Origin of the sequence: Microbacterium thalli (genome assembly GCF_028737325.1) — a bacterium.
Lineage (GTDB): Bacteria > Actinomycetota > Actinomycetes > Actinomycetales > Microbacteriaceae > Microbacterium > Microbacterium thalli.
Window position 1 is genome coordinate 307,328 of the sequence record NZ_JAQZCH010000002.1, and the last position, 25,851, is coordinate 333,178.

The window sequence follows — 25,851 nt, forward strand, 5'->3', positions numbered from 1 at the left end:
GCTCAGAGGGTGAACGAGATCCTCGACTGGATTCTGGACACGGTGCAGAACATCGACCCGGTGCTGCGCACTGTCGTCGCGGGGATCGCGATCATGCTCGAGACCAGTGTCCTCGTCGGTCTCGTCGTCCCCGGCGACACCGTCGTGATCGTCGCCTCGACCGCTGTCGGGAGCGTCGGCGAGGGGTTCCTCCTCGGCGCGGCGGTCGTCGTGGGCTCGCTCACCGGCGAGTCCATCGGGTTCGCCCTCGGGCGATGGCTCGGGCCGCGCATCCGTTTCTCGCGTCTCGGGCGGCGCATCGGTGAGCGCAACTGGGTGCGCTCGGAGCTCTACCTCCGCCGTCGCGGCGGACTGGCCATCTTCCTGTCGCGCTTCCTCCCCGTGCTGCACTCGCTCGTACCGCTCACGGTCGGGATGAGCGGCTACTCGTATCGCCGCTTCATCTCCTGGACCGCGCCGGCCTGCGTGATCTGGACGTCGCTCTACGTCGGGGTCGTCGCCGCGGCGGCGAAGACGTACCGCGCCGTGTCGGACAACATCCAGTACGCCGGCTATCTCTTCGTCGCGATCATCGTTCTGTTCCTCATCGGCGCATACCTCGTCAAGCGCGTCATCGCGCGACGTGAAGCCCGGCACCTCGCGGTCGAGGTCGAAACGAACCGCGCCACCGACCCCGACATGAAAGACTGAGGCGATGGCTTCCTCACCGGCTCCGCGGAAGAAGATCCTGTGGCTCGCGCGCCTCGAACGCCGATTCCACTCGTGGCGGGAACGACGCGCCCGCGCCCGCGGTCAGCGCCCCACCGTCGCGGCCTACCCCGGGTACGGCGGTGACGGCTGGGTACGCGTGCTCGGCCGCGTGCTGATCGCACCCCAGGTGCCGCCCGCCGATGGCGGAGAGTACGCGTCGGTGCGCGGCTGGCGCAGCTTCGCCTCGGTGCCGGTGGCGTTCGCGCAGGTCCGCGTGACGATCGCGGGTGTCTCGCACGACATCGTCGCCGATCGCGGCGGCGTGGTCGACGCCAAACTGCCCGGCACGCTCGAACCCGGCTGGCAGCAGGTCACGATGGCGGTCGAGGGCAGCGACCCGATCGAGACACGCGTTTTCGTGATCGGCCCCGACGTGGAGTTCGGCATCGTCTCGGACATCGACGACACCGTCATGGTCACGGCGCTCCCCCGCCCGTTCGTGGCGGCCTGGAACTCCTTCGTGCTCGACGAGCACGCTCGTCAGCCGGTACCCGGGATGGCCGTCATGCTCGAGCGCCTCACGCGCGATCGTCCCGGAAGCCCGGTGATCTACCTCTCGACCGGGGCGTGGAACGTCGCTCCGACGCTCATGCGGTTCCTGCGCCGGCACGTCTTCCCCTCGGGTCCCATGCTGCTCACCGACTGGGGCCCGACGCACGACCGCTGGTTCCGCAGCGGTCGCGACCACAAGGCCGAGAACCTGCGGCGGCTGGCGCAGGAGTTCCCGCACGTGCGCTGGCTGCTGATCGGAGACGACGGCCAGCACGACGACGCGCTGTACACCGCATTCGCGAGCGAGCACCCCGATCGTGTGCGCGCGGTCGCGATCCGGCGGCTCTCGCCGACGGAGGCCGTGCTCGCCGGAGGCCGGACGGCCGTCAACGACCACACCGCAGCGCAGGTGCCGTGGGTCACCGGCTCGGACGGGGCGGCACTGATCGACCGGCTCGCGGGCGTCGGGGTCATCGAGAACGACTGACCGCTCATCCCGAGGCCGCCATGTCTGCGGCGCCGTTTACGCTGGTCGTATGTGCGGTCGTTTCGTCGTAGCCCGCGTGGGGTCCGAGCTGGCGGGCGTTCTGCGCGCCGAGGTCGTGCCCGACGATCTGCCGGCGCCCTCGTTCAACGTCGCGCCGACGGCACGAGCGACGATCGTGCTCGACTCCGCGAAGACCGAGCCGCCGACGCGGCGACTCGCGACCGCGCGCTGGGGCCTCGTGCCGGCGTGGGCCAAAGACCCGAGCGTCGGCTCGCGCGCCTTCAATGCCCGGTCCGAAGAGGCCGCCGAGAAGCCCATGTTCCGCAAGGCGCTCGCGGCCCGGCGGGCTGTCGTCCCCGCCTCCGGCTACTACGAGTGGCAGGGCCCCGCCGGATCGAAGGTACCCCACTACATCCGCCCCGACGGTGACGAGCCGCTCTTCTTCGCCGGCCTGTACGAGTGGTGGAAAGACGAGTCCCGCGCCGACGACGACGCCGACCGCTGGTTGCTCAGCTTCACGATCCTCACCCGCTCCGCCGTCGGCGGGCTCGCCGACATCCACGACCGGATGCCGCTGGTCATCGACGTCGATCACGCCGATGTCTGGCTCGACCCCACGACCGAGTACCCGGCGGATCTGCTCGACGCCGTCGTCGACGCGGCCCCGGGCGTCGTCGAGAGCCTCACCTGGTTCCCGGTGGGTGCCGCCGTCGGCAACGTCCGCAACGACGATCCCTCGCTCATCGAGCCCGTGTGACCCCGACGCTCGCGGCCGCGCCCCCGCCGACCCGCCTTTCATCCGACGAATGGCGGGACCGCGCTGATGCGCACGCGGAGCGCGCCGACGCGCTCACGGCCGCGCACCGCGCTCGGTCGGCTCGCGGGCAGAAGCACCCCGTCGAGGACTTCCTGTTCACCTACTACTCCTACAAGCCCGCCGTGCTCCGCCGGTGGCATCCCGGCGCCGGCGTCGTCCTTGAGGAAGCCGGCGAGCGTGCCGGCTGGCGCTGGTACACCGCCGTCGGTGTCGACGGCGCACGGGTAGACGATGCAGGCTTCCGCGACCAGCGGGGGTCGTTGTACCGCGGCGCCGTCGGGATCCTTCGCGCGACCCTCTCCCGCAACGCGGCGTTCGGCTGCTTCGGGCTGCACGAGTGGGCCATGGTCTATCGCGCCCAAGCCACGCGCCATGCCGTTCCGTTGCGGCTCGGCGGGCCGGGAACGGATGCCGTCGTCGAGGCGCACGACCTGCGATGCACACACTTCGACGCGTTCCGCTTCTTCACGCCCGAGGCCGTTCCGCGCAACCGCGACGCGTTGCAGCGTGAGGGCACCGAGGAACGCGAACAGCCGGGTTGCCTGCACGCCGGCATGGACGTGTACAAGTGGATCGTCAAGCTGAGCCCCCTCGTTCCCGGTGAGCTGCTGCTCGACGCGTTCGAGCTGGCGCGCGACATCCGCACGCTCGATATGCGGGCGTCGCCCTACGACCTGAGCGACTGGGGCTACTCCCCCGTGCCCATCGAGACCGCCGAAGGCAAGGCCGAGTACGTCCGGCGCCAGCGGGAGCTGAGTGAACGAGGACAGCGCCTCCGCCGCGCCGTGCTGGCGGGGCTGGACGCGGCCGCCGCGAACTGAACGCGTTCTTCGGCTCCGGCGCGACCGCATACCGGGGGCAAAAACACGAAATCCCCGCCGAAGCGGGGACATCGTGGACCTGAGGGGACTCGAACCCCTGACCCCCTGCATGCCATGCAGGTGCGCTACCAGCTGCGCCACAGGCCCGTGGTTTCCGCTCTCGCGGCAACTCATTTAGCTTACTACATCTCCCGATGTGCTCGTGACCACGGCGGGCTCGATCGGGATGACGGGGCAGTCCTTCCACAGACGCTCGAGACCGTAGTAGACCCGCTCCTGCTCGTGGAAGACATGCACGACGAGGTCGCCGAAGTCGATCAGCACCCAGCGCGACTCGGTGCGTCCTTCGCGGCGCAGACGCTTGTGTCCGGCCTCGAGCATGCTCTCCTCGACCGCATCCGCGATCGCGGCGACGTTGCGCTCGCTGTTGCCGCTGACGAGCAGGAACGCGTCGACGAGCGGGAGGGGCTGCGACACATCGAGGGCGACGAGGTCTTCGCCGCCCTTCGAGTCGGCGGCGGCCGCGGCGATGGCGACCATCTCGATGATGGATGCTGCACTCATTGGAAGACTCCTGTGACGAGCGCGACGATCAGCACACCGGCCAGCGCGACGGCGAGGACGCCGGCGGTGATGGCGAGGGCGACCGTCCAACGACTGCCCTTCTCCGGTGCCGGCGGACGGATGACGTCCTCGGCGCTCTTGATGGTGGAGATAGCCGCACTCGCGGCGATCGGGGTCGGTGACGACGCGGGCGGCAGCTCGCCGTCCATGAGCACGGCGTCCACCTCCTTGCCGTCGGCGGAACCGGGGACGACCCCGGTCGAACCGTAGTGCTCGGGCAGCGCGAACGTGCCGGTGATCAGCACCTCGCCGGTCGCGTTCACGGGCGCGACGAAGGGGCCGGCGTCCGGGTTCTGCGCGAGGATCAAAGCATTGGGCGCGGTGAAGGCCCCGGTCGCGGCCGCACTGCGCGAGAGAAGCTGGTCGAAGGATGCCGGCACGTCGGCCGACACGGAATCGCCCGCCAAGAGGTCGGCACCGAGGTCGTTCGAGACGACGTGCCGTTCGACCTCGTCCCCGGGCTCGCCATCGGCGTCGTCCGTCGTCGTGTCGATCTCCGCAACCTCGGTGACGGAGGGAACATCGGCAATCGGCGCCGCCTCCGCGGACGCAGTCTCCTCGACGACCGCATCATCGGTGGCGACATCGTCGGCGTTGTCAGCCGGCTCGTCGTGCTCGGCGACATCCTCGACCTGCGGCGCGTCCGTGTCACCGTGGTCGTCGGACTCGACGTGCTCGGTGGCATCGGCGTGCTCGGCGGCATCCACGTGCTCGGCGGCATCGGCGTGCTGGTCGGAGTCGGTGTGCTGGTCGGCATCCACCTGCTCGCCGGCATCACCGTGCTGGTCGGCATCCACCTGATCGCCGGAGTCGACGTGCTCGTCGACCGGCGCACCGTCGTCGACGCCCGCATCCTCGCGGGAGTCAGCGGCCGCCATCTCAGCCGGAGTGGGCGCTACATGCTCGCCGGTGGTGATGATGACGGGGATGGATGCCGTGCGGATCTTCTCTTGCTGCCGCGCCTGTCGCCGGGTCAGGGCGGGCGCACCCAGGTCGACCGACGTCTGCGGTACCGGTGCGGGCGGGACCTCGACCGGTTCTGCAGGCCGCGGCAGGGGCGCCGAGACGACCGCCGGTGGGACGTCCGGTTCCCCGGCGTCATCCGCAGTCGCCCCCGCGTCGACGATCACGGGGTTCGACGCGGTGTTGCGCAGCTCCCGCAGTTGCCGACGCGTGAGCTGCGGAGTCGATGACTCTTGCTCGTTATCGCTCATGCCTTGCTCCGATAGAGGTGATGCTTCGCAATGTATTGGACGACGCCGTCGGGGACGAGATACCACACCGGATGGCCTCGACCCACGCGTGCTCGACAGTCCGTCGACGAGATGGCCAGCGCAGGGATCTCGAGCAGGCTCACGTCATCACTGGGCAGTCCAGCGCTGCTCAGCGTGTGCCCCGGACGCGAGACCGCGACGAAGTGGGCGAGCTCCCACAGTTCATCATGGTTCCTCCAGCTGAGAATCTGCGCGATGGCGTCGGCTCCCGTGATGAAGAAGAAGTCGGCCTCGGGTCGCTGGGCCTTCAGGTCGCGGAGCGTGTCGATCGTATAGGTCGGCCCGCTGCGGTCGATGTCGACGCGGCTCACGGTGAACATGGGGTTCGACGCGGTCGCGATGACGGTCATGAGATACCGGTGCTCGCCCGGTGAGACGAAGGACTTCTGCCACGGCGTGCCGGTGGGGACGAACACGACCTCGTCGAGGTCGAACGACTGCGCGACCTCGCTCGCAGCCACGAGGTGCCCATGGTGGATCGGGTCGAACGTGCCGCCCATCACGCCGATGCGCGGCGCACGCGTTCCCGTCATCGACGCAGCCTCAGTGGTGGCCGTTCCCCGACTGCGTCAGTTCACGTCCCTGCGCCGCGGCGTACGCCTCGGCCTTGCTGGAGTGACGGTTCGCGACATTCCGGTACGAGAGGGTGACGAGCCCCAGGGCGAGGAAGATGACCAGGGCGATGACGCCGAAGATCATCGTCTCCGCCTGGACGTTGCCGTGATGCTCCGTCTGTTCGGCGGCGAATGCGGTGATCGTGGCGAGGGTCATCGGGGCTCCGTTCGTTTCGCGCGGCGGCGCAGGTCAAGTTTAGGCGGTCAGGCGCGGGTCTGCCCGGCGCCGCGCGCGAGCCACTTCGTGCTGGTGAGCTCGGGAAGCCCCATCGGACCGCGGGCATGCAGCTTCTGGGTCGAGATGCCGACCTCGGCACCGAACCCGAACTCGCCGCCATCGGTGAATCGCGTCGACGCGTTCGCCATCACGACGGCGGCGTCGACCTCGGCGAGGAAGCGCTCCGCGTTCGCGTCGTCGGCCGTGATGATCGACTCGGTGTGCATCGTCGAATAGCGCCTGATGTGCTCGATCGCCTCGTCCAGGTCGTCGACGACGCGCATGGACAGGTCGAGGCTCATGTGCTCGGTCGCCCAGTCGTCGTCGGTGGCGGCGACCGCCGCCGGGACGCGCTGCTGCACCTCGGCGTCACCGTGGATGGTGACGCCGGCGGCGATCAGGGCATCCGACACCGGCGGGATGAGCCGGTCGGCGGCCGAGCGCACCACGAGCACGGTCTCGACCGCGTTGCAGACGCTGGGTCGCTGCGTCTTCGCGTTGACGACGATGTCGCGCGCCCACTCGAGCGGAGCGCTCTCGTCGAGCACGATGTGCACCACGCCGGCGCCCGTCTCGATCACCGGGACGGTCGACTCGGTGACGACCGTCTCGATCAGCTGCGCGCTCCCCCGCGGGACGAGCACGTCCACCAGTCCGCGCGCGCGCATGAGCGCTCGCGCTCCGTCGCGGCCGAGGTCATCGACACTCTGGATGCCGCCGGGGTCGACGCCGGCCGCGACGAGCGCCGAGCGCATTGCGGCGATGAGGGCGCCGTTGGTCGACTGCGCCGCCGAGCCGCCGCGCAGGGCCACCGCGTTGCCCGAACGGAGCGCGAGCGCGGTGATGTCGACCGTGACGTTCGGACGCGCCTCGTAGATGGAGGCGACGACGCCGAATGGCACCGCTACCTTCTGCAGCCGCACGCCGTTCGCGAGCTCGCGCTCGTCGAGCACGCGTCCGACCGGGTCCGGCAGCTCGGCGACGGCGCGGACGGCGTCGGCGAGAGCCGCGACGCGGGCGGCATCCAACAGCAGTCGATCCCGCAGACCGGCCGAGATGCCCTCGGCGTCGCCGCGGGCCAGGTCGGCCGCGTTCGCCTCGATGATCGCCGGTGTCTGCGCGAGGATCTCGTCGGCGATCCCTGTCAGCAGCGCGACCTTCGCTGCGTCGTCGAGGAGCCCGATCTGACGGGCGGCGCGCTGAGCCGAGCGCAGCCGCTCGGCGACATCGGGGGCGACGGCTGTGCTCATCGGGTCAGTCTATCCAGCCGGGTCGAGCGCCTCGTCGAGCCGGATCGAGCCGGTTCCCGCCACGACAGCGGGCTGCGGGTTCGCCGCGAACCACGTACCGATGTCGGCTCCAGCCAGGGCGTCGGCGGCGAGGTCGATGCTCGTCACGAGGGCGGAGACACCGCCCTCGGCGGCAAGTCGCGCGGCCGAGGCCTTGGTCGCAGCGCCACCGGTACCGACGCTGTTGACGACGGTCGCTCCGAACTCGAAGCCACTCAGGTCATCGCCGTAGGCCACGTCGCGGATCGGCTCCGCACCCGGCTCGCTCGGCGGGCGGGTGTAGAGGCACTCGATGTCGCTGAGAAGGACGAGGGCATCGGCTCCGATGAGCCGCGCCACGAGAGCCGCCAGCCGATCGTTGTCGCCGAAGCGGATCTCGTGCGTCGCGACGGTGTCGTTCTCGTTGACGATGGGGAGGATGCGCAGGCCCAGCAGCCGCTCCATCGCCCGCCGGGCATTGGAGCGGTGCGTCGGGTCGTCGAAGTCGCCCGCCGTGAGCAGCACTTGTCCCGCGACGATCCCGAAGGCGCGCAACGCGCTCTGGTAGCGGTAGACGAGGACGTTCTGGCCGACGGCCGCCGCCGCCTGCTGCGTCGCAAGGTCGGTGGGGCGCTCGTCGAGCCGCAGGTACGGCATCCCGGTGGCGATGGCGCCGGACGAGACCAGCACGACCTCGGTGCCGCGCGCGTGAGCGGCCGCCAGCGCGTCCACGAGCAGGTCGATCTTGCCCGCGTTCTCGCCACTGATCGACGACGAGCCCACCTTCACCACGACGCGTCGAGCGCCGTTGAGTTCGGCCCGCGAGCGAGCGCTCATTCGTCGTCCTCGACGACACCTCGCGACTTCTCGGCGCGCCGTTCCGCCTCGAGCTCGGCCCGCGCCTCGGCCTTGGCGTCCATCCGCTCGTGGTAGCGCTCACGGCGCTCACTCGAGGTACGGCGGCCGTTGAGGTCGAGTCGCGGATCCGTTCCGCGCGGAGCCGTCATGAGCTCGGCCGGCGACGACAGGGTCGGGTGCCAGTCGAAGACGATGCCGTCGCCCTCGCCGATGACGACCGTGGAACCCGGCGTGGCGCCCGCACGGTAGAGCTCCGTCTCGACACCGAGCTTCTCGAGCCGGTCGGCGAGGAAGCCGACGGCCTCTTCGTTCTGGAAGTCCGTCTGCTGCACCCAGCGCACCGGCTTCTCGCCGAGGATGCGGTAGATGTTGCCGTACGTTCCACCCTCGACGCGGATGGTGAAGTCGCGCTCACTGCCCTTCGGGCGGATGACGATGCGCTCGGCGGGAGCCTGGTCGGCCGTGGCCGCGCGGTGCTCCGAGACCAGCTCCGCCATCGCGAACGACAGCTCGCGCAGGCCCTCGCGGCTGACCGTCGACACCTCGAACACGCGGTACCCGCGCGCCTCGAGGTCGGGGCGCACCAGTTCGGCGAGCTCCCGCGCCTCGGGCACGTCCGCCTTGTTCAAAGCGATGAGCTGGGGGCGCTCGAGCAGCGGCACCTGCCCCTCGGGCACGGGGTACGCGCCGAGCTCCGCGAGGATCACGTCGAGGTCGGTCAGCGGGTCGCGCCCCGGCTCGAGCGTCGCGCAGTCGAGCACGTGGACGAGGGCGGAGCAGCGCTCGACGTGGCGCAGGAACTCGAGCCCGAGGCCGCGGCCCTCGCTGGCCCCTTCGATGAGTCCCGGCACGTCGGCGATCGTGTAGCGGACGTCGCCGGCCTGCACGACGCCGAGGTTCGGGTGGAGGGTCGTGAACGGGTAGTCCGCGATCTTGGGGCGCGCGGCCGATACGGCGGCGATGAGGCTCGACTTGCCCGCTGACGGGAAACCGACGAGGGCGATGTCGGCGACGGTCTTGAGCTCGAGCAGGACGTCGCCTTCCCACCCGGGAGTGCCGAGCAGGGCGAAACCGGGGGCCTTGCGCTTGGGCGAGGACAGAGCGGCGTTGCCGAGCCCGCCCTGACCGCCGGGCGCGGCGACGAAGCGCATGCCCGGGACGACCATGTCGACGAGCGTCTCGCCGTTGGGGTCCTTCACGACCGTGCCGACGGGCACCGGGAGTTCGAGGTGCTCACCGGCGGCACCCGAGCGGTGATCGCCCATGCCGAAGCCGCCGTTACCGCCGGAGCGGTGCGGCGAGTGGTGGTACGACAGCAGCGTCGTCACCTGCGGGTCGGCGACGAGGACGACATCCCCACCGTTGCCCCCATTGCCCCCATCGGGACCGGCCAGCGGCTTGAACTTCTCACGGCGGACCGACACGCAGCCGTTGCCGCCCTTGCCGGCGCGCAGATGCAGCGTCACCCGGTCGACGAACGTCACCATGCGGTGCCTCCTGAAAACAGGGCGAGGGGCGAGCCGAAGCCCGCCCCTCGCCGCGAAGTGGTCTGAACCGAATTACTCGGCGGCCGCCACGATGTTGACGACCTTGCGGCCGCCCTTCGTGCCGAACTCGACAGCGCCCGCCGCGAGAGCGAACAGCGTGTCGTCGCCACCACGGCCGACATTGGCGCCCGGGTGGAAGTGGGTGCCGCGCTGGCGGACGAGGATCTCGCCGGCGAGGACGGCCTGGCCGCCGAAGCGCTTCACGCCGAGGCGCTGTGCGTTGGAGTCACGACCGTTACGGGTGGAGCTTGCGCCCTTTTTGTGTGCCATCTCTGCGTCTCCCTGGCTTACTTGATGCCGGTGATCTTGACGCGCGTGAGGTCCTGACGGTGGCCCTGGCGCTTCTTGTAGCCGGTCTTGTTCTTGAACTTCTGGATCACGATCTTCGGGCCGCGCTCCTCACCGAGAACCTCGGCGGTGACCGTGACCTTCGCGAGCTTGTCAGCGTCGGTGGTCACGGCGTCGCCGTCGACGAGAAGGACGGCGGGAAGCTCGAGCTTGTCACCGATCCGAGCCGCCTGGCGGTCCAGGACGACGATCGTACCGACCTCGACCTTTTCCTGACGGCCGCCGGCGCGCACAACTGCGTAAACCACTTCACACCTGTTTCTTCTGTGGAGCGCACGGCTCCGATTGTCTTTGCGAGACTGGAAAGTCTTGGTGCACTTCCCGCAGATGACCCTGCGGCTGAGACGGTATCGTGACGGGACGTCGCCGAACTCGCTGCACCAAGGGTCCACTTTACCGGATGCATCGCCATCCGGCAAAAGGAGGCGGTGGTGTGTCGCGCCGGGGCCTCCCCCGCGTGCGGCTTCGTAGGATCGGATGATGGCGATCCTCATCGACGACCCGCGGTGGCCGGCGCACGGCCGACTGTGGTCGCACCTGGTCAGCGACAGCGACCTCGCGGAGCTCCATGCCTTCGCACGACGTCATGACCTGCCTGTGCGCAGCTTCGACCTCGACCATTACGACGTACCGGATGCCGCCTTCGACCGGCTCGTCGCCGGCGGCGCGCAGCACGTGTCGGGCCACGAACTCGTCCGCCGACTCATCGCCTCGGGCTTGCGCGTCACCGCACGCGAACGCCGCGGCCGCTGAGAGCGGGCCGCGGCGTTCGTTGGTCGGTGCGGGGTCAGTCGTCGCTCGCCGGCGATGCCGATACCGGCGTCCCGCTGAGCGCGGCGGTCGTCACCCGGCGCCGGCCGCGGCCCTGCCCGGGCGCCTTCGGCTCGGGAAGAGCGTTGAGGACCGAATCGAGCAGCAGATCCTTCTCGGTGCGCGGGGTCTTCGCGTCGGACTTCTTGCGACGCGGCTTCTTGGGCCGCTCGACGGGGGCGGCCTCGGCGTCGGCGACCGGGGCGATCATCTCGGCATCCTCGTCGGCCGCGGAGGGCTGAATGGTCGACGCCGCGATCTGCGCGAGCGCGGACTTCGCCCCCTCGGTGATGACGTGGGTGCCGCCATTCGCCGGTGCGGGCGGCGTATTGCCGCCGCCACCACCGCGACCGCCGCGACGGGATGAGCCGTTGCCGCCGTTCTGCCCCGTGCCGCCCCGGTGCTTGACGACCGGGTCGTGGTGGACGATGACGCCGCGGCCGGCGCAGACCTCGCACGCCTCGCTGAAGGTCTCGAGCAGGCCGAGTCCGAGCTTCTTGCGGGTCATCTGCACGAGACCGAGCGAGGTGACCTCGGCGACCTGGTGCTTGGTCCGGTCGCGGCTGAGGCACTCGATGAGCCTCCGCAGCACCAGGTCCCGGTTGGACTCCAACACCATGTCGATGAAGTCGACGACGATGATGCCGCCGATGTCGCGCAGGCGCAGTTGACGGACGATCTCCTCGGCCGCCTCGAGGTTGTTCTTCGTGACGGTCTCTTCGAGGTTGCCGCCGGAGCCGACGAACTTGCCGGTGTTGACGTCGACCACGGTCATCGCCTCGGTGCGGTCGATGACGAGCGAACCACCCGAGGGCAGCCAGACCTTGCGGTCGAGCGCCTTCTCGATCTGCTCCGTCACGCGGAACGCGTCGAAGGGGTCCTGCTCGTCTTCATACTTCTCCACCCGCTCGAGCAGGTCCGGTGCGACGCCGGTGAGGTACGAGGTGATCGTCGCGTGCGCCTCGTCGCCCTGGATGAGCATGCGCGAGAAGTCCTCGTTGAAGACGTCGCGGACGATCTTGACGAGCAGGTCGGGCTCGGAGTGCAGCAGCGCGGGCGCCTGGATCTTCTCGAGCTGAGCGCTGATGTGCTCCCACTGCGACGTGAGCCGCTGCACGTCGCGTGTCAGCTGCTCCTCGGTCGCGCCCTCAGCCGCCGTGCGCACGATGACGCCGCTGGACTCGGGCAGCACCTCCTTGAGGATGCGCTTCAGGCGCGCACGCTCGGTGTCGGGGAGCTTGCGCGAGATGCCGTTCATCGCACCGCCGGGTACGTACACGAGGTAGCGGCCCGGGAGCGAGATCTGGCTCGTCAGGCGCGCGCCCTTGTGACCGACGGGGTCCTTCGTCACCTGCACGAGCACCCGGTCGCCCGACTTCAGCGCCAGCTCGATGCGTCGCGGCTGGTTGCCGGTCTCGACGGCATCCCAGTCCACCTCGCCGGAGTACAGCACCGCGTTACGGCCCCGACCGATGTCGACGAACGCCGCCTCCATGCTGGGCAGCACGTTCTGCACGCGGCCGAGGTAGACGTTGCCGATGAGCGACGCGTCCTGGTTGCGGGCGACGTAGTGCTCGACGAGCACGTTGTCTTCGAGAACAGCGATCTGGATGCGGCTGTTCTTCGAGCGCACGATCATGACGCGGTCGACGGCTTCGCGGCGAGCCAGGAACTCGGCCTCGGTGACGACGGTGCGGCGACGACCGGCCTCGCGACCGTCGCGACGACGCTGCTTCTTGGCCTCGAGACGCGTGGAGCCCTTGATGCGCTGCGGCTCGGTGATCAGCTCGACGGCGCGCTGACGCGGCGCGGGCTCCGGTGCCTCGTCCGACCCTGCTCCCCCGCGGCGCCGACCACGGCGGCGGGCACCCGCGGTGCCCCCACGCGAGAACGCGTCGTCATCGGCCTCGTCGACCTCGTCGACGCGCGGCGGCAGCGGCGCGATCGCGGGAGCGTAGAAGTGCAGCTCGGTCGAGACGGCCGAGACGAAGTCGGCCGGCAGCAGTCCGAGCGAGACCGCCGTCAGCGGCTCGGGCTTCGCGGGAACGGCGTCCGCGGCCGCGTCCGGCTCGGGCTCTGCGGCGGGCTCGGGCTCTGCGGTCGGCTCCGCAGCCGGCTCGGGCTCCCCAGCCGGCTCGGGCTCCTCAGCGGACTCAGGCGCTGCGGGAATCTCGGGCGCTGCGGGAATCTCAGGCTCTGCGGCGAGCTCGGACTCCGCGTCCGGCTGAGGCTCTCCCTCGGTCTCGGGCTCCGCGGCAGGCTCGGGCTCCGTGGGCAGCTCCGGGGAGCCCTCGCCCTCGTTGGCGCTCGGCGTCGCCGGCTGGGTGTCATCCGTCGCGCGTCCGCTGTCGATGTGCTCCTCGACAGCGTCGATCGAGGTCACCGCAGCGGCGAGCTCGGCAGCGGCGGGGTCGACCGCCGGCGAAGCGTCATCGGCGGTCGGATTGTCGTTGCGATCATCGGCCATCACTGGCGTACTCCTCTTCGGGCGGCACCGCGCGCCACCCGGCACATCTCTGGCGGCGTCGCTCCCGGAAGGACGAGCCGCGAACTCACTCGGTGTGCAGCCGGCTCTCGGCGCGGCCTGCGTGGGCAGCCATTGCCCGAAGTCTCTCGTGATGCTCTGGCGCAGCGCGGCTGCGAACGAGCATCGACGACCATTATCGCACGAGGGTGCCTCGTTGCTTGCTCCCCCTAGCGGGAGTAGGCGAGTCGGCTCCTCTGGTCCGTGGACGCTGGTCCGTGAATGTTCTCCGCTACCTGGCAAACGCGCACTCCCAGGCGTATCACCATGGGGAGGCAACACGAGATGACCACGAAGTTCAAGGCAAGGTTCTGGGACCCCGCGGCCGCGAAGTACGTCCACGTCGGCTACTTCGACACAGCCGAGGAGCGGGACTACGAGGTCGCGAAGGCGAAGCTGGAGCACGCCAAGGGGCTCCAGCCGAAGGTGGTCGAGGACCGGGCGCGAGGCGGTGAGCTGTTCGTCACCTTCGCGGAGCGCACACTGCACCACCGCTTGCGCACCAAGAAGGTCACCGTGGGCACGTGGAGCAACTACAACCTGATGCTCCAGCGTTGGATCCTGCCGACGTTCGGCCAGAAGAAGCTCCGAGACATCACCACTCGCGAGATCGATCGGTGGTTCAACGAGGTCTTGCCGGAGGGTTCCCCCAGCAACGCCCAGCGGTACAGCGTGCTGAGCATGATCATGAAGCGGGCGGTCATGCAGGGTGAGATCGACCGGAACCCGTGTCTGGTTGAGGGTGTGAGCGCCGCGAAATCCAAGAAGCGACCCACCCTCTCTCTCGGCGACTTCCAGGTGCTCGTCGAAGCGGCGGCGACCGACCAGGAACGCGCCCTGCTGTGGATTTTGATGGGAAGTGGGTGCCGCATCGGCGAGGCCTGCGCTCTGGATTGGGAGCAGATCGACCTTCGCCTGGGCGAGATGACAGTCGCCTACCACCTCGTCGGCGGAGAGCGGGTCGAGGGAACAAAGGCCCACCCGGAACAGGTCCGGTTCCTCACGCTGCCCCAGAGGGCCGTGGAAGCCCTCAGGCGGCACCAGGAGACGACGACTGGCACGCTGGACGGCCCTGTCTTCCTCAACGCTTCAGGGACGCGTCTGCGACAGGACACCGCTGCGAAGATGTTCGCCAGCATTCGAGCCTCGCGTGGGCTCGATGGCTTCCGCCTGCATGACCTGAGGCACGCCTCGCTGACCGCCTACAGGCGGACGGCGACGCTGGCGGAGGTGATGTCGCGTGGTGGCCATAGCGACTACCGGACCGCGCTGCGCTATCAACACCACAGCCGGACCCGTGATCGGGAGATCGTGTCGGCGATGGATCTGGCGTTCGGTGCGGGGGCATCAGCGTGAGCGCCAAATGCCCGGTCCACGACGGTTCTGCCCAGTACGCGTACGACCGCCACAAGTGCCGATGCGACGTGTGCAGGACAGCGAACGCTGAGAAGAGCCGACGGCGACGAGAGGCCAACGGCGGCCGAAACCGCACCTTCACCTGGAGCGCAAAGCAGATCAAGTCTCAGCGCGAAATCCTGGCGACCCCCGAGCCTAAGCCCGTCCCGACACTCTTGGAGGCATGGAAGCCTCCGGCAGCTATCGCCGCTCCCTGCCCGGAACGGCCGATCAGCTCGGACGCCTCCAGTCGGTGCACTGGCAGCTCGCCGAAGGCGTCATGGACCTGGGCGCATCCGGCATCACCGAGGTCACCCCCGGCTCCTGGCTCGCACGCGACCCCGAGCAGGACTGGGACGAAGTGACCGACACCGAGACGTGGGGCTCGCTCACCTGAGGAGGAATGACAGATGGCTATCGGAGACGACGCAGCAGGCGCTGGCATGGAGCTGGTGCCCGACACGGGCGAGAACGGCAAGGTCAAGTACGGGGCGCGGGAGATCAACCGCACCCGGGACTACACCGCCCAGCGGACCAAGCGCAGCGCCCCCAACATCGCCATCCACGTGGGCTCGACGGCACCGGCCAACCCGGTCGTTGGCCACCTGTGGTTCGAGCCGATCTGAGGTGTGAGAGATGACCGAAGGATGGGGCGACCTCAGCGGCTACACCCGCCACCAGGTCTACATCAACGTCTACCGCACCGGGCAGAACTGGGACGGCAACTTCTCCAGCTACCACGCCGTCATCCGCTTCCTCGCGAACGGCCACAGCCACTGGTCCAACGACCAGCAGTCCTGGGGCGCGAACCTGGGCGGCTGGAGCATCGGCGGCAACTTCACCATCCCCCGTGGCTCCGGCGACTTCACGCTCTGGGAGGGCGACTTCAACCGTGTCCACGACTGGGCGGGCTTCGGATCCGGCTTCCAGTCGTCGGCGTCCATCAGCGCCAACCATCCCGACATCGGCTCGGGCTCCGTCACGGTCGGTGAGGAAACCCCGCCTCGTATCCCTAAGACGCCCAACGTGCCGAACAACCTCCGGATCGAGAGCGTGCTACCGACCTCGTTCGGCGTGCGCTACGACCGGGGCGACGACATGGGCGCGGCCACCGTCCAGGACCAGGCTCACTGGTACGCACGAGGCCCAGCAGGGCAGGGAACCTTCGTTTGGGAGGACAACGGCCCCGCGGGCTACACCAACCCCGCGGGAGCATCCGGAGCGCCCCAGCTCACGCCAGGGACGATGCACTACGTCTACGTGCGCTCCCGGAACTCCCGCGGGTGGGGGCCGTGGGCTGGACCCATCAGCGCCGAGACCCTGGCCGGTGGCCGAGCGTTCGATGGGACCAGCTTCCGCAACTGCAAGGTCCGGATGTGGAACGGCTCCCGGTGGCAGTTGGTGCGCGTCCGTCAGTGGAGCGGATCCGCCTGGCGAAACACCCGCTAGGCGTCGTCCCAGAGCTGCTGTGCTTCAGACCGCCCATAGGCGACTACGGCGAGCTGGAGTACGTGACAGGCCGCGGCGTACTCTTTGAGCGCCGAGTTCAGCGGCCTGACTGCGTGATCCATCACTTGCTTATCGACGAAGTTATGTACACGTACCTGCCCGTTGAGAAAGAACATCATGGACTGCGAATCAAAGCCCGTTGAGGTGAGCAGATCTGCGCTCGGCTTCAGCAGGGGGCCGACAACCTTTTCGCCGTCTACCTGCACGGCGGTGTAACCGTCCTGGCGCGACGCCTGCTCCTTCAGTTGCGCCAACTTGATCTGGCCCTCGACGCGCGCCTGGGCACTTTTGGATGCCTCATCCAGGTTGAACTTGAGAGTGGAGCGGTCCGCGGGATCCATCGCTATCACCACTTGATGCTGACCTCTGATGAAAGTCTCCACCATGCCATCTAGAGCTGTAGCCACGACCTGTTTGAGCCTGCCCAGGGTCTCGGGATGGGCCGAGGTCAGATCCGCCTCTGTCTTTTCGACCTGCTTCTGGGCGTCTTCGACCGTAGGCACACTCATGCAACAGATGATAGCCACTATCAACTCGCGGAGATGTTGACTCTCGCCTGGTGTCTCTTAGTGCCGACATGATGGACCCTATGGAGTGGCTGAACATCGATGTCCCAAACCTTCTCGCCGGTGCGGTCCTCGGCTTCGTGCTGTCGCTCCCACTCGTCTTCCATGAGCGCGCGGAACGGCGACGCGACCTCGGAGTGGCGTGGACAGGCGAACTCCGACAGTTAGAGCCGCTACTTCACAACCCGTCCACTACGTTCGAGGACTTCTACAGCGCCGCATCAGCCATCCAGGTTGACCACTACCGCCGATATCTAGGGCCCGATGACTTTCGCCTGCTGGAAGCCACCACAAACGCGTTCCTCGGAGTCCAGCACAATCGCGACGAGCACACCGCCGCCGCGCGCGCACACTACGAACGTCGTGGCGTCCTACCTCCGGACAACCACATCCACAACTTTGCGATGATGCATCGTCTTCAGGATGCCGCCTTCCTGGGAAGCCCCAACGCGAAGCGCTATCTGAACGAGATACAAGCTCTGCACGCCGACCCCGAGTACCTCGCCGCCGAGCAACTGTTCATCGAGGCCAACAAGCGGCTCCGGAAGCTCAGGGTGGACCTGATGAACCGTGGCCGCGAACGTTCCAGAAACGAGTACGACGAGATCATCCGGAGGGAGGCACGGGCCGAGAACCGCCGACACCCGCTCCGCTGGGCACGCCGGAAGCTCCTGAGCTGGCGACGATCCCGGAAGCATTGACCCGGCGTGGTCCGTGGTTTGGTCCGTGAGATGCCCCAAACCCAGCTAGGTTGTGACGCGGGAGGTCTCTCAAATCATGATCTGAGAGACAGCGCCTGGTCAGAACGGGAATTATCGCACTACCGGCGTCGGACTGTGGGACGCGGGCCCCGCGGGCTCAGGGCTGAGCCATCGACGGCGGTGGGATAATCGCCCCCATGTCCGCTTCGAGCACCCGCGCGCGCCCCGTTCTCCTGGCCGTCTGGCTCATCGTCGCGGGCGTCATCGGGTGGATCGCAGCGTTCGCGCTCACGACCGAGCGCATCCACCTGCTGCAGGACGCCACGGCCACGGCCTCGTGCGACTTCAACCTCGTCGTGCAGTGCGGCGCGAACCTGACATCGGCGCAGGGATCGGTCTTCGGGTTCCCCAACCCACTGCTCGGTGTCGCGGGCTGGGTGGCGCCGATCGTCGTCGGGGCGGCGATCCTCTCGGGTGCGCGGTTCTCGCGCTGGTTCTGGGCGGCGTTCTGGGTGGGGATCGCCTTCGCGTTCGGCTTCGTCGTGTGGCTGATCTCGCAGAGCATCTTCGTTCTGGGAACCCTGTGCCCGTGGTGCATGGTCACGTGGTTCGTGACCATCCCGACGTTCTACGCCGTCACCTTGCACCTGTTGCGAACAGGTGTCGTGCCGGTGCCCCGCCGTGCCCGTTCGGTCGCGGCCGGCCTCATCGCGTGGGTGCCGCTGCTGGCGGTGCTGAGCTACGTCGCCATCGCCGTCGTCGCGCAGGTCCGGCTCGACTGGATCGGCTTCCTCTGACGACGAAGCCCGCGAGCCGGCGCGGTGCGCGGACTCGCGGGCCGGATGCCGCGGGGGTTCGGGGTCAGCCGAACCAGATCTCCAGTTCGCGCGCGGCCGACTCGGGGCTGTCCGAGCCGTGCACGAGGTTCTGCTGCACCGCGAGGCCCCAGTCGCGGCCGAAGTCGCCGCGGATCGTGCCGGGGGCGGCCGTCGTGGGGTCGGTCGTGCCGGCGAGGGATCGGAACCCCTCGATGACACGGTTGCCGGCGAGGCGGATGGCCACCGAGGGCCCGCTCTGCATGAACTCGAGCAGGGGCTCGTAGAAGGGCTTGCCGGCGTGCTCGGCGTAGTGCTTCTCGAGCCGCTCGCGGTCGGGCTCGACGAGGCGGACGTCGACGAGGGCGTAGCCCTTCGCCTCGATACGGGCCAGGATCGCGCCCGTGAGGCCGCGAGCCACGCCGTCGGGCTTGACGAGGACGAGGGTCTCTTCGATGGGCATGTCAGTCTCCGTTCGATTCGTCGGCTGCGAAGGCGGCGTTCCGCCGGTCGAGAGCAGCCCCCTTGATGGTCGCATACGCATACATGGCGCCGAAAATCAGGGCGACCAGTCCGAGCGCCGGCACGAGCAACACGCCAAGGCCCAGCACGATCTGCAGCGCCCAGCCGAGCGCGATCCCCCACCGGTGCCGCAGCAACCCGGCGGTCACGACCATCGCCGCGGCGAGTACCGCCCCGGCGACGACCCCCCACCACGAGGGGACGGATGCCGGCAGCGCCGACAGTCCGTACACGGTCAGTCCCCCGAGGAACACGACGATCGACTCGAACCCCAGGACGACCGAGCCGAGCGATTCGGCCGCACCGCGGCGACGCCGCGAACGGGGCTGACTCACTCCTGCCACCCGGACTTCCAGTCCTCAGCCGCGGCGAGGGCGATCGCCTCGCCCGCCAGGATGACGGATCCGGCGATGACGATCGCGCGACGCTCCGCCGACGCCGCCCATTCGCGCGCGGCCTCGGCAGCTTCCACGAGGTCACCGTGCTCGGTGACGGCGAGCCCGCGCTCTTCCGCCAGATCGGCGACCCGGGTCGGCTCGGACGCACGCTCGGAGTCGGGCGCCGTGGCGAACACGTGCGCCGCCACAGGGGCCAGCTCGCTCACGATGCCGTCGGCATCCTTGTCGCCGAGGACGCCGAGGACGATGCCCCACTCGTCGAAGTCGAACGATTCGCGCAGCGCGGTCGCGAGTGCGCGAGCGCCGTGCGGATTGTGCGCGCTGTCGACGAGCACGGTCGGGGCGACGCCGAGCAGCTGCAGGCGTCCGGGCGACGTCACCGCTCCCAGACCGTCCGCGACGACCTCCGCGTGCAGCGGCTGGTCCGCGGCGCCGATGAGCGCCTCGACCGCAGCGACGGCGAGAGCCGCGTTGTCGGCCTGGTGCGAGCCGTACAGCGGCAGGTAGAGCTCGGGGTACTCGCCGGCGCGACCGCGGACGCTCACCTGTTGTCCGCCGACGGCGAGACTGTGCGCCGTCAGCGCGAAGTCATCGCCGGCGAACCCGACTGTGGCCGACACCTCGGCCGCACGCGCGCGGATCGCCGCGGCCGCCTCCGGTGCTTGCGCGGCCGAGACGACGGCTGCGCCCGGCTTGATGATCCCGGCCTTGACGGCGGCGATCTCGGCGACCGTCTCGCCCAGGCGATCCGCATGGTCGAGGGCGACGGGACCGATGACGGCGACGTCGCCGTCCGCCGTGTTCGTCGAATCCCAGGTGCCGCCCATGCCGACCTCGATCACCGCGACGTCGACCGGCGCGTCGGCGAAGGCCACGAACGCGAGCACCGTCAGCAGCTCGAAGAAGGTCAGCGGCGCGTCGCCGGCCGCGCTCAGCTCCGCGTCGACGAGGGCGACGAAGGGCTCGATCTCTTCCCAGGCTTCGGCCACGGCGGCATCCGCGATCGGCTCGCCGTCGATCATGATGCGCTCGGTGAAGCGCTCGAGGTGGGGACTGGTGAACAGGCCGGTCCGCAGCCCGTGGGCGCGCACCAGGCTCTCGATCATCCGGCTCGTCGAGGTCTTGCCGTTGGTCCCGGTGACGTGCACGACGCGGTACGTGCGCTGCGGGTCGTCGAGCAGCTCGAGCACACGGCGCGTGCGCTCGATGCGAGGCTGCACCCACTGCTCGCCCTGGCGCTCCAGCAGAGCGGCGTAGACCGCGTCCGCGCGGGCCTGATCGGTCATGCGGTTCCCTCCGAGACGCGCGAGACGGCGACGCGGAAGGCGCCCCGGTTCGCGAATGTTCCTGCGGCGAAGTCGCCGACGTGTTCGGCGTCGTCGACCTCTGTGCCGTCGACGATGGCATGTTCGACCGCCAGGGTCTCGCCGGCGACATCCGCCGCCTCGAATGCCGACCGCAGCGCGGTCGCGTCATGCGCGTCTGCGAGCGCCAGCACGAGCCGGATCCGGTCGCTGACGTCGAAGCCGGCAGCCTTGCGCGTGTCCTGCACGGCCCGGACGATGTCGCGTGCCAGGCCCTCCGCCTCGAGCTGAGGCGTCGTCGTCGTGTCGAGCAGGACGAAACCGCCGCCCGAGAGCAGCGCGATCGCCGTTCCCTCGGCGACGCCACCCGCCTCGAGCGTCAGGTCGTACTCGCCGGGCTCCAGAGCGACGCCGTCGACCACGACCCCGCCGTCCCGTTCCTCCCAGAGGCCCGAGCGGGCGCCGGCGATCACGTGCTGCACCTGCTTGCCCAGCCGGGGGCCGGCAGCGCGCGCGTTGATCGACAGGCGCTGGCTGATGCCGTACGAGGCCGCGAGGTCGTCCGCCAGCTCGGCGAGAGCGATCTGCTTGACGTTCAGCTCCTCGCGCAGGATGTCCTCGAACTGGCCGAGAGAGGCCGCGTCCGACACGGCGACGGTGAGCTGCGGCAGCGGCAGGCGCACGCGCTTGCCCTCCTTCTTGCGCAGGGCGTTCGCGACCGACGACACCTCGCGCACCGCGTCCATGGCGGTGCGGATGTCGGTGGTGGGCGCGAAGGCGTCGGCGTCGGGCCAGTCCTCGAGGTGGACGCTGCGTCCGCCCGTCAGCCCCTGCCACACGCGCTCGCTCACCAGCGGCAGCAGCGGCGCCGCGACGCGCGTCAGCGTCTCGAGCACCGTGTACAGCGTGTCGAACGCCTCGGTCGACGATGGGTCACCCGGGCGGGCGCCCTCCCAGAAACGGTCGCGCGAGCGCCGGATGTACCAGTTGGTGAGCGCCTCGGCGAAGTCGCGCAGCTTGGCCGCCGCCATCGTGGAGTCGAGTGCCTCGAGGTCACGGGCGACGTCGCGCACGAGGTCGCCGGTGAGGGCGAGGATGTAGCGGTCGAGCACGTTGGTCGAGTCGGTGCGCCACGTCGCCTCGTAGCCGGCGCCGTTCGGGCCACCGGCCGCGTTGGCGTAGGTCGCGAAGAAGTACCACGTGTTCCACAGCGGCAGCAGGAACTCGCGCACGCCGGCGCGGATCCCCTCTTCGGTGACGACGAGGTTGCCACCGCGGAGCACCGACGATCCCATCAAGAACCAGCGCATCGCGTCGGAGCCGTCACGATCGAACACCTCCGAGACGTCGGGGTAGTTCCGCAGCGACTTCGACATCTTCTGGCCGTCGCTGCCGAGGACGATGCCGTGACAGGCGACTCCCGAGAACGCCGGACGGTCGAAGAGCGCGCCCGAGAGCACGTGCATGACGTAGAACCAGCCGCGCGTCTGACCGATGTACTCGACGATGAAGTCCGCGGGGGCGTGCTCGTCGAACCACTGCCGGTTCTCGAAGGGGTAGTGCACCTGCGCGTACGGCATCGAGCCCGAGTCGAACCACACGTCGAACACGTCCTCGATGCGACGCATGGTCGATCGGCCGGTCGGGTCGTCGGGGTTCGGACGCGTCAGGTCGTCGATGAACGGCCGGTGCAGGTCGACGTCGCCCTGCTCGTTGCGTGGAAGACGGCCAAAGTCCCGCTCGATGTCGGCGAGCGAGCCGTAGACGTCGACGCGCGGGTACTCGGGGTCGTCACTCTTCCACACGGGAATGGGCGAGCCCCAGAAGCGGTTGCGGCTGATCGACCAGTCGCGAGCGCCCTCGAGCCACTTGCCGAACTGACCGTGCTTGACGTTCTCGGGCGCCCAGGTGATCTGCTCGTTGAGCTCGAGCAGCCGGTCCTTGATGGCCGTCACGCGGACGAACCAGCTCGACACGGCCTTGTAGATCAGGGGGTTCCGGCAGCGCCAGCAGTGCGGGTAGGAGTGCTCGTAGCTCGCTTCGCGCAGCAACCGCCCCTCGGCCTTCAGCAGCCGGATGAGCGGCCGGTTCGCATCCATCCAGAGCTCGCCGGCGACATCGGCGACCTGCGGCAGGAACCGCCCGCCGTCGTCGAGGCTCATGATGAGCGGGATGCCGGCGGCGGCGGTGACCCGCTGGTCGTCCTCACCGTAGGCCGGGGCCTGGTGGACGATGCCGGTGCCGTCGGTGGTCGTCACGTAGTCGTCGACGAGGACGCGCCAGGCCGACCCGGTGCCCCACGTGTCGGCATCCGCGTAATAGTCGAACAGCCGGTCGTACTGCACATCGGCCAGGTCGGCGCCGCGCACCGTCCGCTCGACCGCGGCCCGCGCCTGCTCGACGTCGGCATAGCCGAGGTCCTTGGCGTATCCGGGAAGGAGGTCCGCGGCCAGGAGGTAGCGGTGGGCGTCCGCCTCGACGCGGTCGGTGTGCACGTCCGCGGCTCCCGCGGGGCCACCCGGCACCACGACGTAGTCGATATCGGGGCCCACGGCGAGCGCGAGGTTCGTGGGCAGCGTCCAGGGCGTGGTCGTCCAGGCGAGCGCCCGGACGCCGGTGAGGCCGAGCGACTCGGCCTTCGGGCCGACGAAGGGGAAGGTGACGGTGACCGACGGGTCCTGACGCATCTTGTAGACGTCGTCGTCCATGCGCAGCTCATGGTTCGACAGCGGCGTCTCATCACGCCAGCAGTACGGGAGCACTCGGTGCCCCTCGTACGCGAGGTCTTTGTCCCAGAGCTCCTTGAACGCCCACAGGACCGACTCCATGAAGCCGGTGTCGAGCGTCTTGTACCCCCGCTCGAAGTCGACCCAACGCGCCTGGCGGGTGACGTAGTCCTCCCACTCGCGCGTGTACTCGAGCACCGACGAGCGCGCCTTGTCGTTGAAGGCGGCGATGCCCATCTGCTCGATCTCGCTCTTCTCGGTGATACCGAGCTGCTTCATGGCCTCGAGCTCGGCCGGCAGACCGTGCGTGTCCCACCCGAACACGCGGTCGACCTTCTTGCCCCGCATCGTCTGGAACCGCGGGAAGACATCCTTCGCGTACCCGGTGAGCAGGTGGCCGTAGTGCGGCAGACCGTTGGCGAAAGGAGGACCGTCGTAGAAGACCCACTCCGGCGCGCCCTCGCGGCGCGTGATCGAGGCGCGGAACGTGTCGTCGCGCTCCCAGAACGCGAGCACATCGCGCTCGACGTCGGGGAATCGCGGGCTGGGGACGACGCTGTCGGCGGCAGGGCCGAAAGCAGAGGACTGGGGATACGTCATGGCTTCTCTCGCAGGGTCGGACTTCCTGCGAGGACGATCGTGCGACCGCGGTACCACCCCGCTTGCCCCGGAGGGCCACTCTCCCAGCGGCTGTGACGGGCCTGCCCCGCTCGGTTCTACTGGGCGGGTGTCCGCTGTTCTTCCGAGAGCTCCCCGGTGATGGCCGGATCGGTGCTGATCGCCCCATCATACCGGCGTCCTACGCTGAAGGCATGGCCCGCCCGCGCACTCATCCGGCTCCCCCACGCATCACGGACCCCGACCTCCCCCGACACCTGGCACCGGGACGCCTCGCGCGGCACGCGGACCTCACCGGCGCGGCCGTCACCGTGGAGGCCGGAAGCGCGGACGGCGCGCACGCACGGGTGAGCGAGAGCTCGCTCACCGCGGCATCCGTCGACCGGATCGATCTGACGGGCGCCGTCATGAGCGATGTGCGCGTCGCGGATGTCTCCGCGGTCGAACTCGCCGCGCGCGACGGCAGCTGGCGCACGGTGAGCATCGCCGGCGGACGCCTGGGCACCCTCGACGCCGGGCGCGCGCGCTGGGACGGGGTGGAGATCCGCGGCATCCGCGTCGACTATCTCTCGGCTCCCGCCGCGGTCCTGCGCGACGTGCGGTTCGTCGACTGCCGCATCGGGACGCTCGATGCGCCCGGCTCGACGCTCGAGCGCGTGCAGTTCGTGGGCACGACGGTCGACGAGTTCGACACCCGCGAGCTGCGCGGCAGCGACCTCGACCTGCGCGGGCTCGACGCTCTGGCGTTCACCGATGTCCGGGCGCTGCGGAACGCGACCGTGTCGCTCCGGCAGGCCGAGTCGCACGCGGCGGCGTTCGCACAGGCCCTCGGGATCGAGGTGCGCGACGACGCGCGAGACGAACGGATGCCGCGATGATCGCCGCGACGTCGCGACTCGTCCTGCGCCGCATGACCCCGGACGATCTGTCGCCGCTGCGGACGATCCTTGCGGACCCGATCACCATGACCGCGTACGAGGGCGCGTTCGACGACGACGAGAGCGCGCGGTGGCTCGAACGCAACCTCCAGCGTTACGACGACGACGGCTTCGGCCTGTGGGCTGTCGATCTGCCCGGCGCCGGCATGATCGGACAGTGCGGCATCACCCGGCAGCGGATCGACGACGACGAGGTCTTCGAGGTCGGGTACCTGTTCAACCGGGCCTACTGGCACCGCGGCTACGCCACCGAAGCGGCGACCGCGGCGCGCGACTGGGCGTTCCGCGACCTCGGCGTCGCGACCGTCTGGGCCAAGGTGCGCGACACGAACCTCGCGTCGATGAACGTCGCCATCCGCCTGGGAATGACCGTCCGGCGCCGCTTCGTCGTGCACTACCGGGGGGTCGACATGCCGCACCTGGGCTTCGCCGTCGATCGCTCGCGCGAGACCGGCAGCCGGACGACGCTCAGTCCGAGGCCCACGCCTCCGCGCGCACGCTGACGGTGGGAGCGTCATGGAGCAGCCGCGACACCGGGCAGCGGTCGTGGGCGGCGGTGGCGAGCTCCGCGGCCTCGGTCTCGCTCAGACCTTCGCCCGAGACGAATGCCGTCGCGACGAACTCGAACCCGCCGCGGGCTTCCGCGTCGCGCATCTCGACGTCCACGCGAACGGCGGTCCGGTGCGCACCTCGGACGATCGCCTGAGCCGTGGCGTTCAAGCACGTCGACCAGGCGAGCGCGAGAAGCTGCTCGGGGTTGCTCGCGCCCGCGTCGCGATCGGGCTGCAGCGGGTTCGAGACCGCGACGCTCAGGCCCCAGGGCACGCGGCTCACGCCCGTGCCTCCATCGTCGTTGAACGCGGACGTGCGGTACCGGACAGTCATACCGCGACTATAGTTGAACGTCG

General features: G+C 69.4%; 29 protein-coding genes and 1 tRNA gene. 13 read left to right on the forward strand and 17 right to left on the reverse strand.

Annotation, left to right across the window (positions count from 1 at the left end; genetic code table 11):
- Positions 1–9 precede the first annotated feature (9 nt).
- Genes PUW82_RS09255 through PUW82_RS09270 form a run of 4 tightly spaced genes read left to right on the forward strand, consistent with a single transcriptional unit; the run spans position 10 to position 3,367 of the window.
- A complete protein-coding gene (locus tag PUW82_RS09255) occupies positions 10–690 on the forward strand; it encodes a DedA family protein (RefSeq protein WP_274222015.1) in 681 nt (226 codons plus the stop codon).
- 4 nt (positions 691–694) lie between these two features.
- Positions 695–1,729 (forward strand): App1 family protein phosphatidate phosphatase, encoded by a 1,035-nt coding sequence (locus PUW82_RS09260; RefSeq protein ID WP_274222016.1) that lies wholly within the window; start codon positions 695–697, stop codon positions 1,727–1,729.
- 49 nt (positions 1,730–1,778) lie between these two features.
- Positions 1,779–2,486 carry an SOS response-associated peptidase gene (locus PUW82_RS09265; RefSeq protein ID WP_274222017.1) on the forward strand — a complete coding sequence of 236 codons (708 nt, stop codon included), beginning with the start codon at positions 1,779–1,781 and terminating at the stop codon, positions 2,484–2,486.
- Positions 2,483–3,367: a 3-methyladenine DNA glycosylase gene (locus tag PUW82_RS09270; protein ID WP_274222018.1), complete on the forward strand. Its 885-nt coding sequence runs from the start codon at positions 2,483–2,485 to the stop codon at positions 3,365–3,367. The genes PUW82_RS09265 and PUW82_RS09270 overlap by 4 nt, the downstream gene beginning before the upstream one ends.
- A 74-nt stretch (positions 3,368–3,441) precedes the next feature.
- Here the strand turns inward: PUW82_RS09270 and PUW82_RS09275 are convergent.
- The 10 genes from PUW82_RS09275 to rplU form a co-directional block, all read right to left on the reverse strand.
- Positions 3,442–3,514, reverse strand: a tRNA-Ala gene (locus tag PUW82_RS09275).
- A gap of 27 nt (positions 3,515–3,541) precedes the next feature.
- Positions 3,542–3,931 carry a ribosome silencing factor gene (gene rsfS / locus PUW82_RS09280; RefSeq protein WP_274222019.1) on the reverse strand — a complete coding sequence of 130 codons (390 nt, stop codon included), beginning with the start codon at positions 3,929–3,931 and terminating at the stop codon, positions 3,542–3,544.
- The gene (locus tag PUW82_RS09285) at positions 3,928–5,205 is read right to left on the reverse strand and encodes a hypothetical protein (RefSeq protein ID WP_274222020.1); all 1,278 of its coding nucleotides are present in this window, start codon (positions 5,203–5,205) and stop codon (positions 3,928–3,930) included. Before PUW82_RS09285 ends, rsfS begins: the two co-directional genes overlap by 4 nt.
- The gene (gene nadD / locus PUW82_RS09290; protein WP_274222021.1) at positions 5,202–5,798 is read right to left on the reverse strand and encodes a nicotinate-nucleotide adenylyltransferase; all 597 of its coding nucleotides are present in this window, start codon (positions 5,796–5,798) and stop codon (positions 5,202–5,204) included. Before nadD ends, PUW82_RS09285 begins: the two co-directional genes overlap by 4 nt.
- 10 nt (positions 5,799–5,808) lie before the next feature.
- Entirely contained in the window at positions 5,809–6,036 is a 228-nt protein-coding gene (locus PUW82_RS09295; RefSeq protein WP_274222022.1) for a hypothetical protein, read from the reverse strand.
- 47 nt (positions 6,037–6,083) lie between these two features.
- Positions 6,084–7,346 carry a glutamate-5-semialdehyde dehydrogenase gene (locus PUW82_RS09300; protein ID WP_274222023.1) on the reverse strand — a complete coding sequence of 421 codons (1,263 nt, stop codon included), beginning with the start codon at positions 7,344–7,346 and terminating at the stop codon, positions 6,084–6,086.
- A 9-nt stretch (positions 7,347–7,355) separates the two neighbouring features.
- Positions 7,356–8,201, reverse strand: coding sequence for a glutamate 5-kinase (proB, locus tag PUW82_RS09305; protein ID WP_274222024.1), 846 nt, complete (start codon positions 8,199–8,201; stop codon positions 7,356–7,358).
- Positions 8,198–9,709, reverse strand: coding sequence for a GTPase ObgE (gene obgE / locus PUW82_RS09310; RefSeq protein WP_274222025.1), 1,512 nt, complete (start codon positions 9,707–9,709; stop codon positions 8,198–8,200). Before obgE ends, proB begins: the two co-directional genes overlap by 4 nt.
- Positions 9,710–9,781: 72 nt before the next feature.
- Entirely contained in the window at positions 9,782–10,039 is a 258-nt protein-coding gene (rpmA, locus tag PUW82_RS09315; RefSeq protein ID WP_210004483.1) for a 50S ribosomal protein L27, read from the reverse strand.
- A gap of 17 nt (positions 10,040–10,056) precedes the next feature.
- Positions 10,057–10,365 (reverse strand): 50S ribosomal protein L21, encoded by a 309-nt coding sequence (gene rplU / locus PUW82_RS09320; RefSeq protein WP_178014546.1) that lies wholly within the window; start codon positions 10,363–10,365, stop codon positions 10,057–10,059.
- Positions 10,366–10,597: 232 nt separating this feature from the next.
- On the opposite strand from rplU, the gene PUW82_RS09325 reads away from it, so the two are divergent.
- Positions 10,598–10,870, forward strand: a complete 273-nt coding sequence (locus PUW82_RS09325; protein ID WP_274222026.1) for a DUF4031 domain-containing protein — start codon at positions 10,598–10,600, stop codon at positions 10,868–10,870.
- A gap of 34 nt (positions 10,871–10,904) precedes the next feature.
- Here the strand turns inward: PUW82_RS09325 and PUW82_RS09330 are convergent, their stop codons facing one another.
- Positions 10,905–13,394 carry an Rne/Rng family ribonuclease gene (locus tag PUW82_RS09330; protein ID WP_274222939.1) on the reverse strand — a complete coding sequence of 830 codons (2,490 nt, stop codon included), beginning with the start codon at positions 13,392–13,394 and terminating at the stop codon, positions 10,905–10,907.
- 342 nt (positions 13,395–13,736) lie between these two features.
- On the opposite strand from PUW82_RS09330, the gene PUW82_RS09335 reads away from it, so the two are divergent.
- From PUW82_RS09335 to PUW82_RS09350, 4 genes are all read left to right on the forward strand, one after another.
- The gene (locus tag PUW82_RS09335) at positions 13,737–14,807 is read left to right on the forward strand and encodes a tyrosine-type recombinase/integrase (RefSeq protein WP_274222027.1); all 1,071 of its coding nucleotides are present in this window, start codon (positions 13,737–13,739) and stop codon (positions 14,805–14,807) included.
- Between the two features lie 223 nt (positions 14,808–15,030).
- The gene (locus PUW82_RS09340; protein ID WP_274222028.1) at positions 15,031–15,243 is read left to right on the forward strand and encodes a hypothetical protein; all 213 of its coding nucleotides are present in this window, start codon (positions 15,031–15,033) and stop codon (positions 15,241–15,243) included.
- Between the two features lie 13 nt (positions 15,244–15,256).
- Positions 15,257–15,472, forward strand: a complete 216-nt coding sequence (locus PUW82_RS09345) for a hypothetical protein (RefSeq protein WP_274222029.1) — start codon at positions 15,257–15,259, stop codon at positions 15,470–15,472.
- Positions 15,473–15,482: 10 nt separating this feature from the next.
- Positions 15,483–16,295: a fibronectin type III domain-containing protein gene (locus PUW82_RS09350; RefSeq protein ID WP_274222030.1), complete on the forward strand. Its 813-nt coding sequence runs from the start codon at positions 15,483–15,485 to the stop codon at positions 16,293–16,295.
- On the opposite strand, the gene PUW82_RS09355 is transcribed toward PUW82_RS09350, so the two are convergent.
- Positions 16,292–16,864, reverse strand: a complete 573-nt coding sequence (locus PUW82_RS09355; protein ID WP_274222031.1) for a hypothetical protein — start codon at positions 16,862–16,864, stop codon at positions 16,292–16,294. The genes PUW82_RS09350 and PUW82_RS09355 overlap by 4 nt on opposite strands.
- Positions 16,865–16,944: 80 nt before the next feature.
- On the opposite strand from PUW82_RS09355, the gene PUW82_RS09360 reads away from it, so the two are divergent.
- Positions 16,945–17,622, forward strand: a complete 678-nt coding sequence (locus PUW82_RS09360) for a hypothetical protein (protein WP_274222032.1) — start codon at positions 16,945–16,947, stop codon at positions 17,620–17,622.
- Between the two features lie 197 nt (positions 17,623–17,819).
- Entirely contained in the window at positions 17,820–18,419 is a 600-nt protein-coding gene (locus PUW82_RS09365; RefSeq protein WP_274222033.1) for a vitamin K epoxide reductase family protein, read from the forward strand.
- Positions 18,420–18,483: 64 nt separating this feature from the next.
- Here the strand turns inward: PUW82_RS09365 and ndk are convergent, their stop codons facing one another.
- The 4 genes from ndk to ileS are packed head-to-tail and all read right to left on the reverse strand — an operon-like array spanning position 18,484 to position 23,987.
- Positions 18,484–18,900 carry a nucleoside-diphosphate kinase gene (gene ndk / locus PUW82_RS09370; RefSeq protein ID WP_210004510.1) on the reverse strand — a complete coding sequence of 139 codons (417 nt, stop codon included), beginning with the start codon at positions 18,898–18,900 and terminating at the stop codon, positions 18,484–18,486.
- Position 18,901: 1 nt separating this feature from the next.
- Positions 18,902–19,303, reverse strand: a complete 402-nt coding sequence (locus tag PUW82_RS09375; protein WP_420792742.1) for a DUF4233 domain-containing protein — start codon at positions 19,301–19,303, stop codon at positions 18,902–18,904.
- Positions 19,291–20,643: a bifunctional folylpolyglutamate synthase/dihydrofolate synthase gene (locus tag PUW82_RS09380; RefSeq protein ID WP_274222035.1), complete on the reverse strand. Its 1,353-nt coding sequence runs from the start codon at positions 20,641–20,643 to the stop codon at positions 19,291–19,293. Before PUW82_RS09380 ends, PUW82_RS09375 begins: the two co-directional genes overlap by 13 nt.
- A complete protein-coding gene (ileS, locus tag PUW82_RS09385; RefSeq protein ID WP_274222036.1) occupies positions 20,640–23,987 on the reverse strand; it encodes an isoleucine--tRNA ligase in 3,348 nt (1,115 codons plus the stop codon). Before ileS ends, PUW82_RS09380 begins: the two co-directional genes overlap by 4 nt.
- Before the next feature lie 212 nt (positions 23,988–24,199).
- Here ileS and PUW82_RS09390 point away from each other — a divergent pair, with 212 nt between their 5' ends.
- Both PUW82_RS09390 and PUW82_RS09395 read left to right on the forward strand, forming a co-directional pair.
- Positions 24,200–24,883: a hypothetical protein gene (locus PUW82_RS09390; RefSeq protein ID WP_274222037.1), complete on the forward strand. Its 684-nt coding sequence runs from the start codon at positions 24,200–24,202 to the stop codon at positions 24,881–24,883.
- Positions 24,880–25,446 carry a GNAT family N-acetyltransferase gene (locus PUW82_RS09395; RefSeq protein WP_274222038.1) on the forward strand — a complete coding sequence of 189 codons (567 nt, stop codon included), beginning with the start codon at positions 24,880–24,882 and terminating at the stop codon, positions 25,444–25,446. The genes PUW82_RS09390 and PUW82_RS09395 overlap by 4 nt, the downstream gene beginning before the upstream one ends.
- Here the strand turns inward: PUW82_RS09395 and PUW82_RS09400 are convergent.
- Entirely contained in the window at positions 25,412–25,828 is a 417-nt protein-coding gene (locus PUW82_RS09400) for an OsmC family protein (RefSeq protein WP_274222039.1), read from the reverse strand. The two genes, PUW82_RS09395 and PUW82_RS09400, sit on opposite strands and share 35 nt — an antisense overlap.
- Between the last annotated feature and the right edge of the window lie 23 nt (positions 25,829–25,851).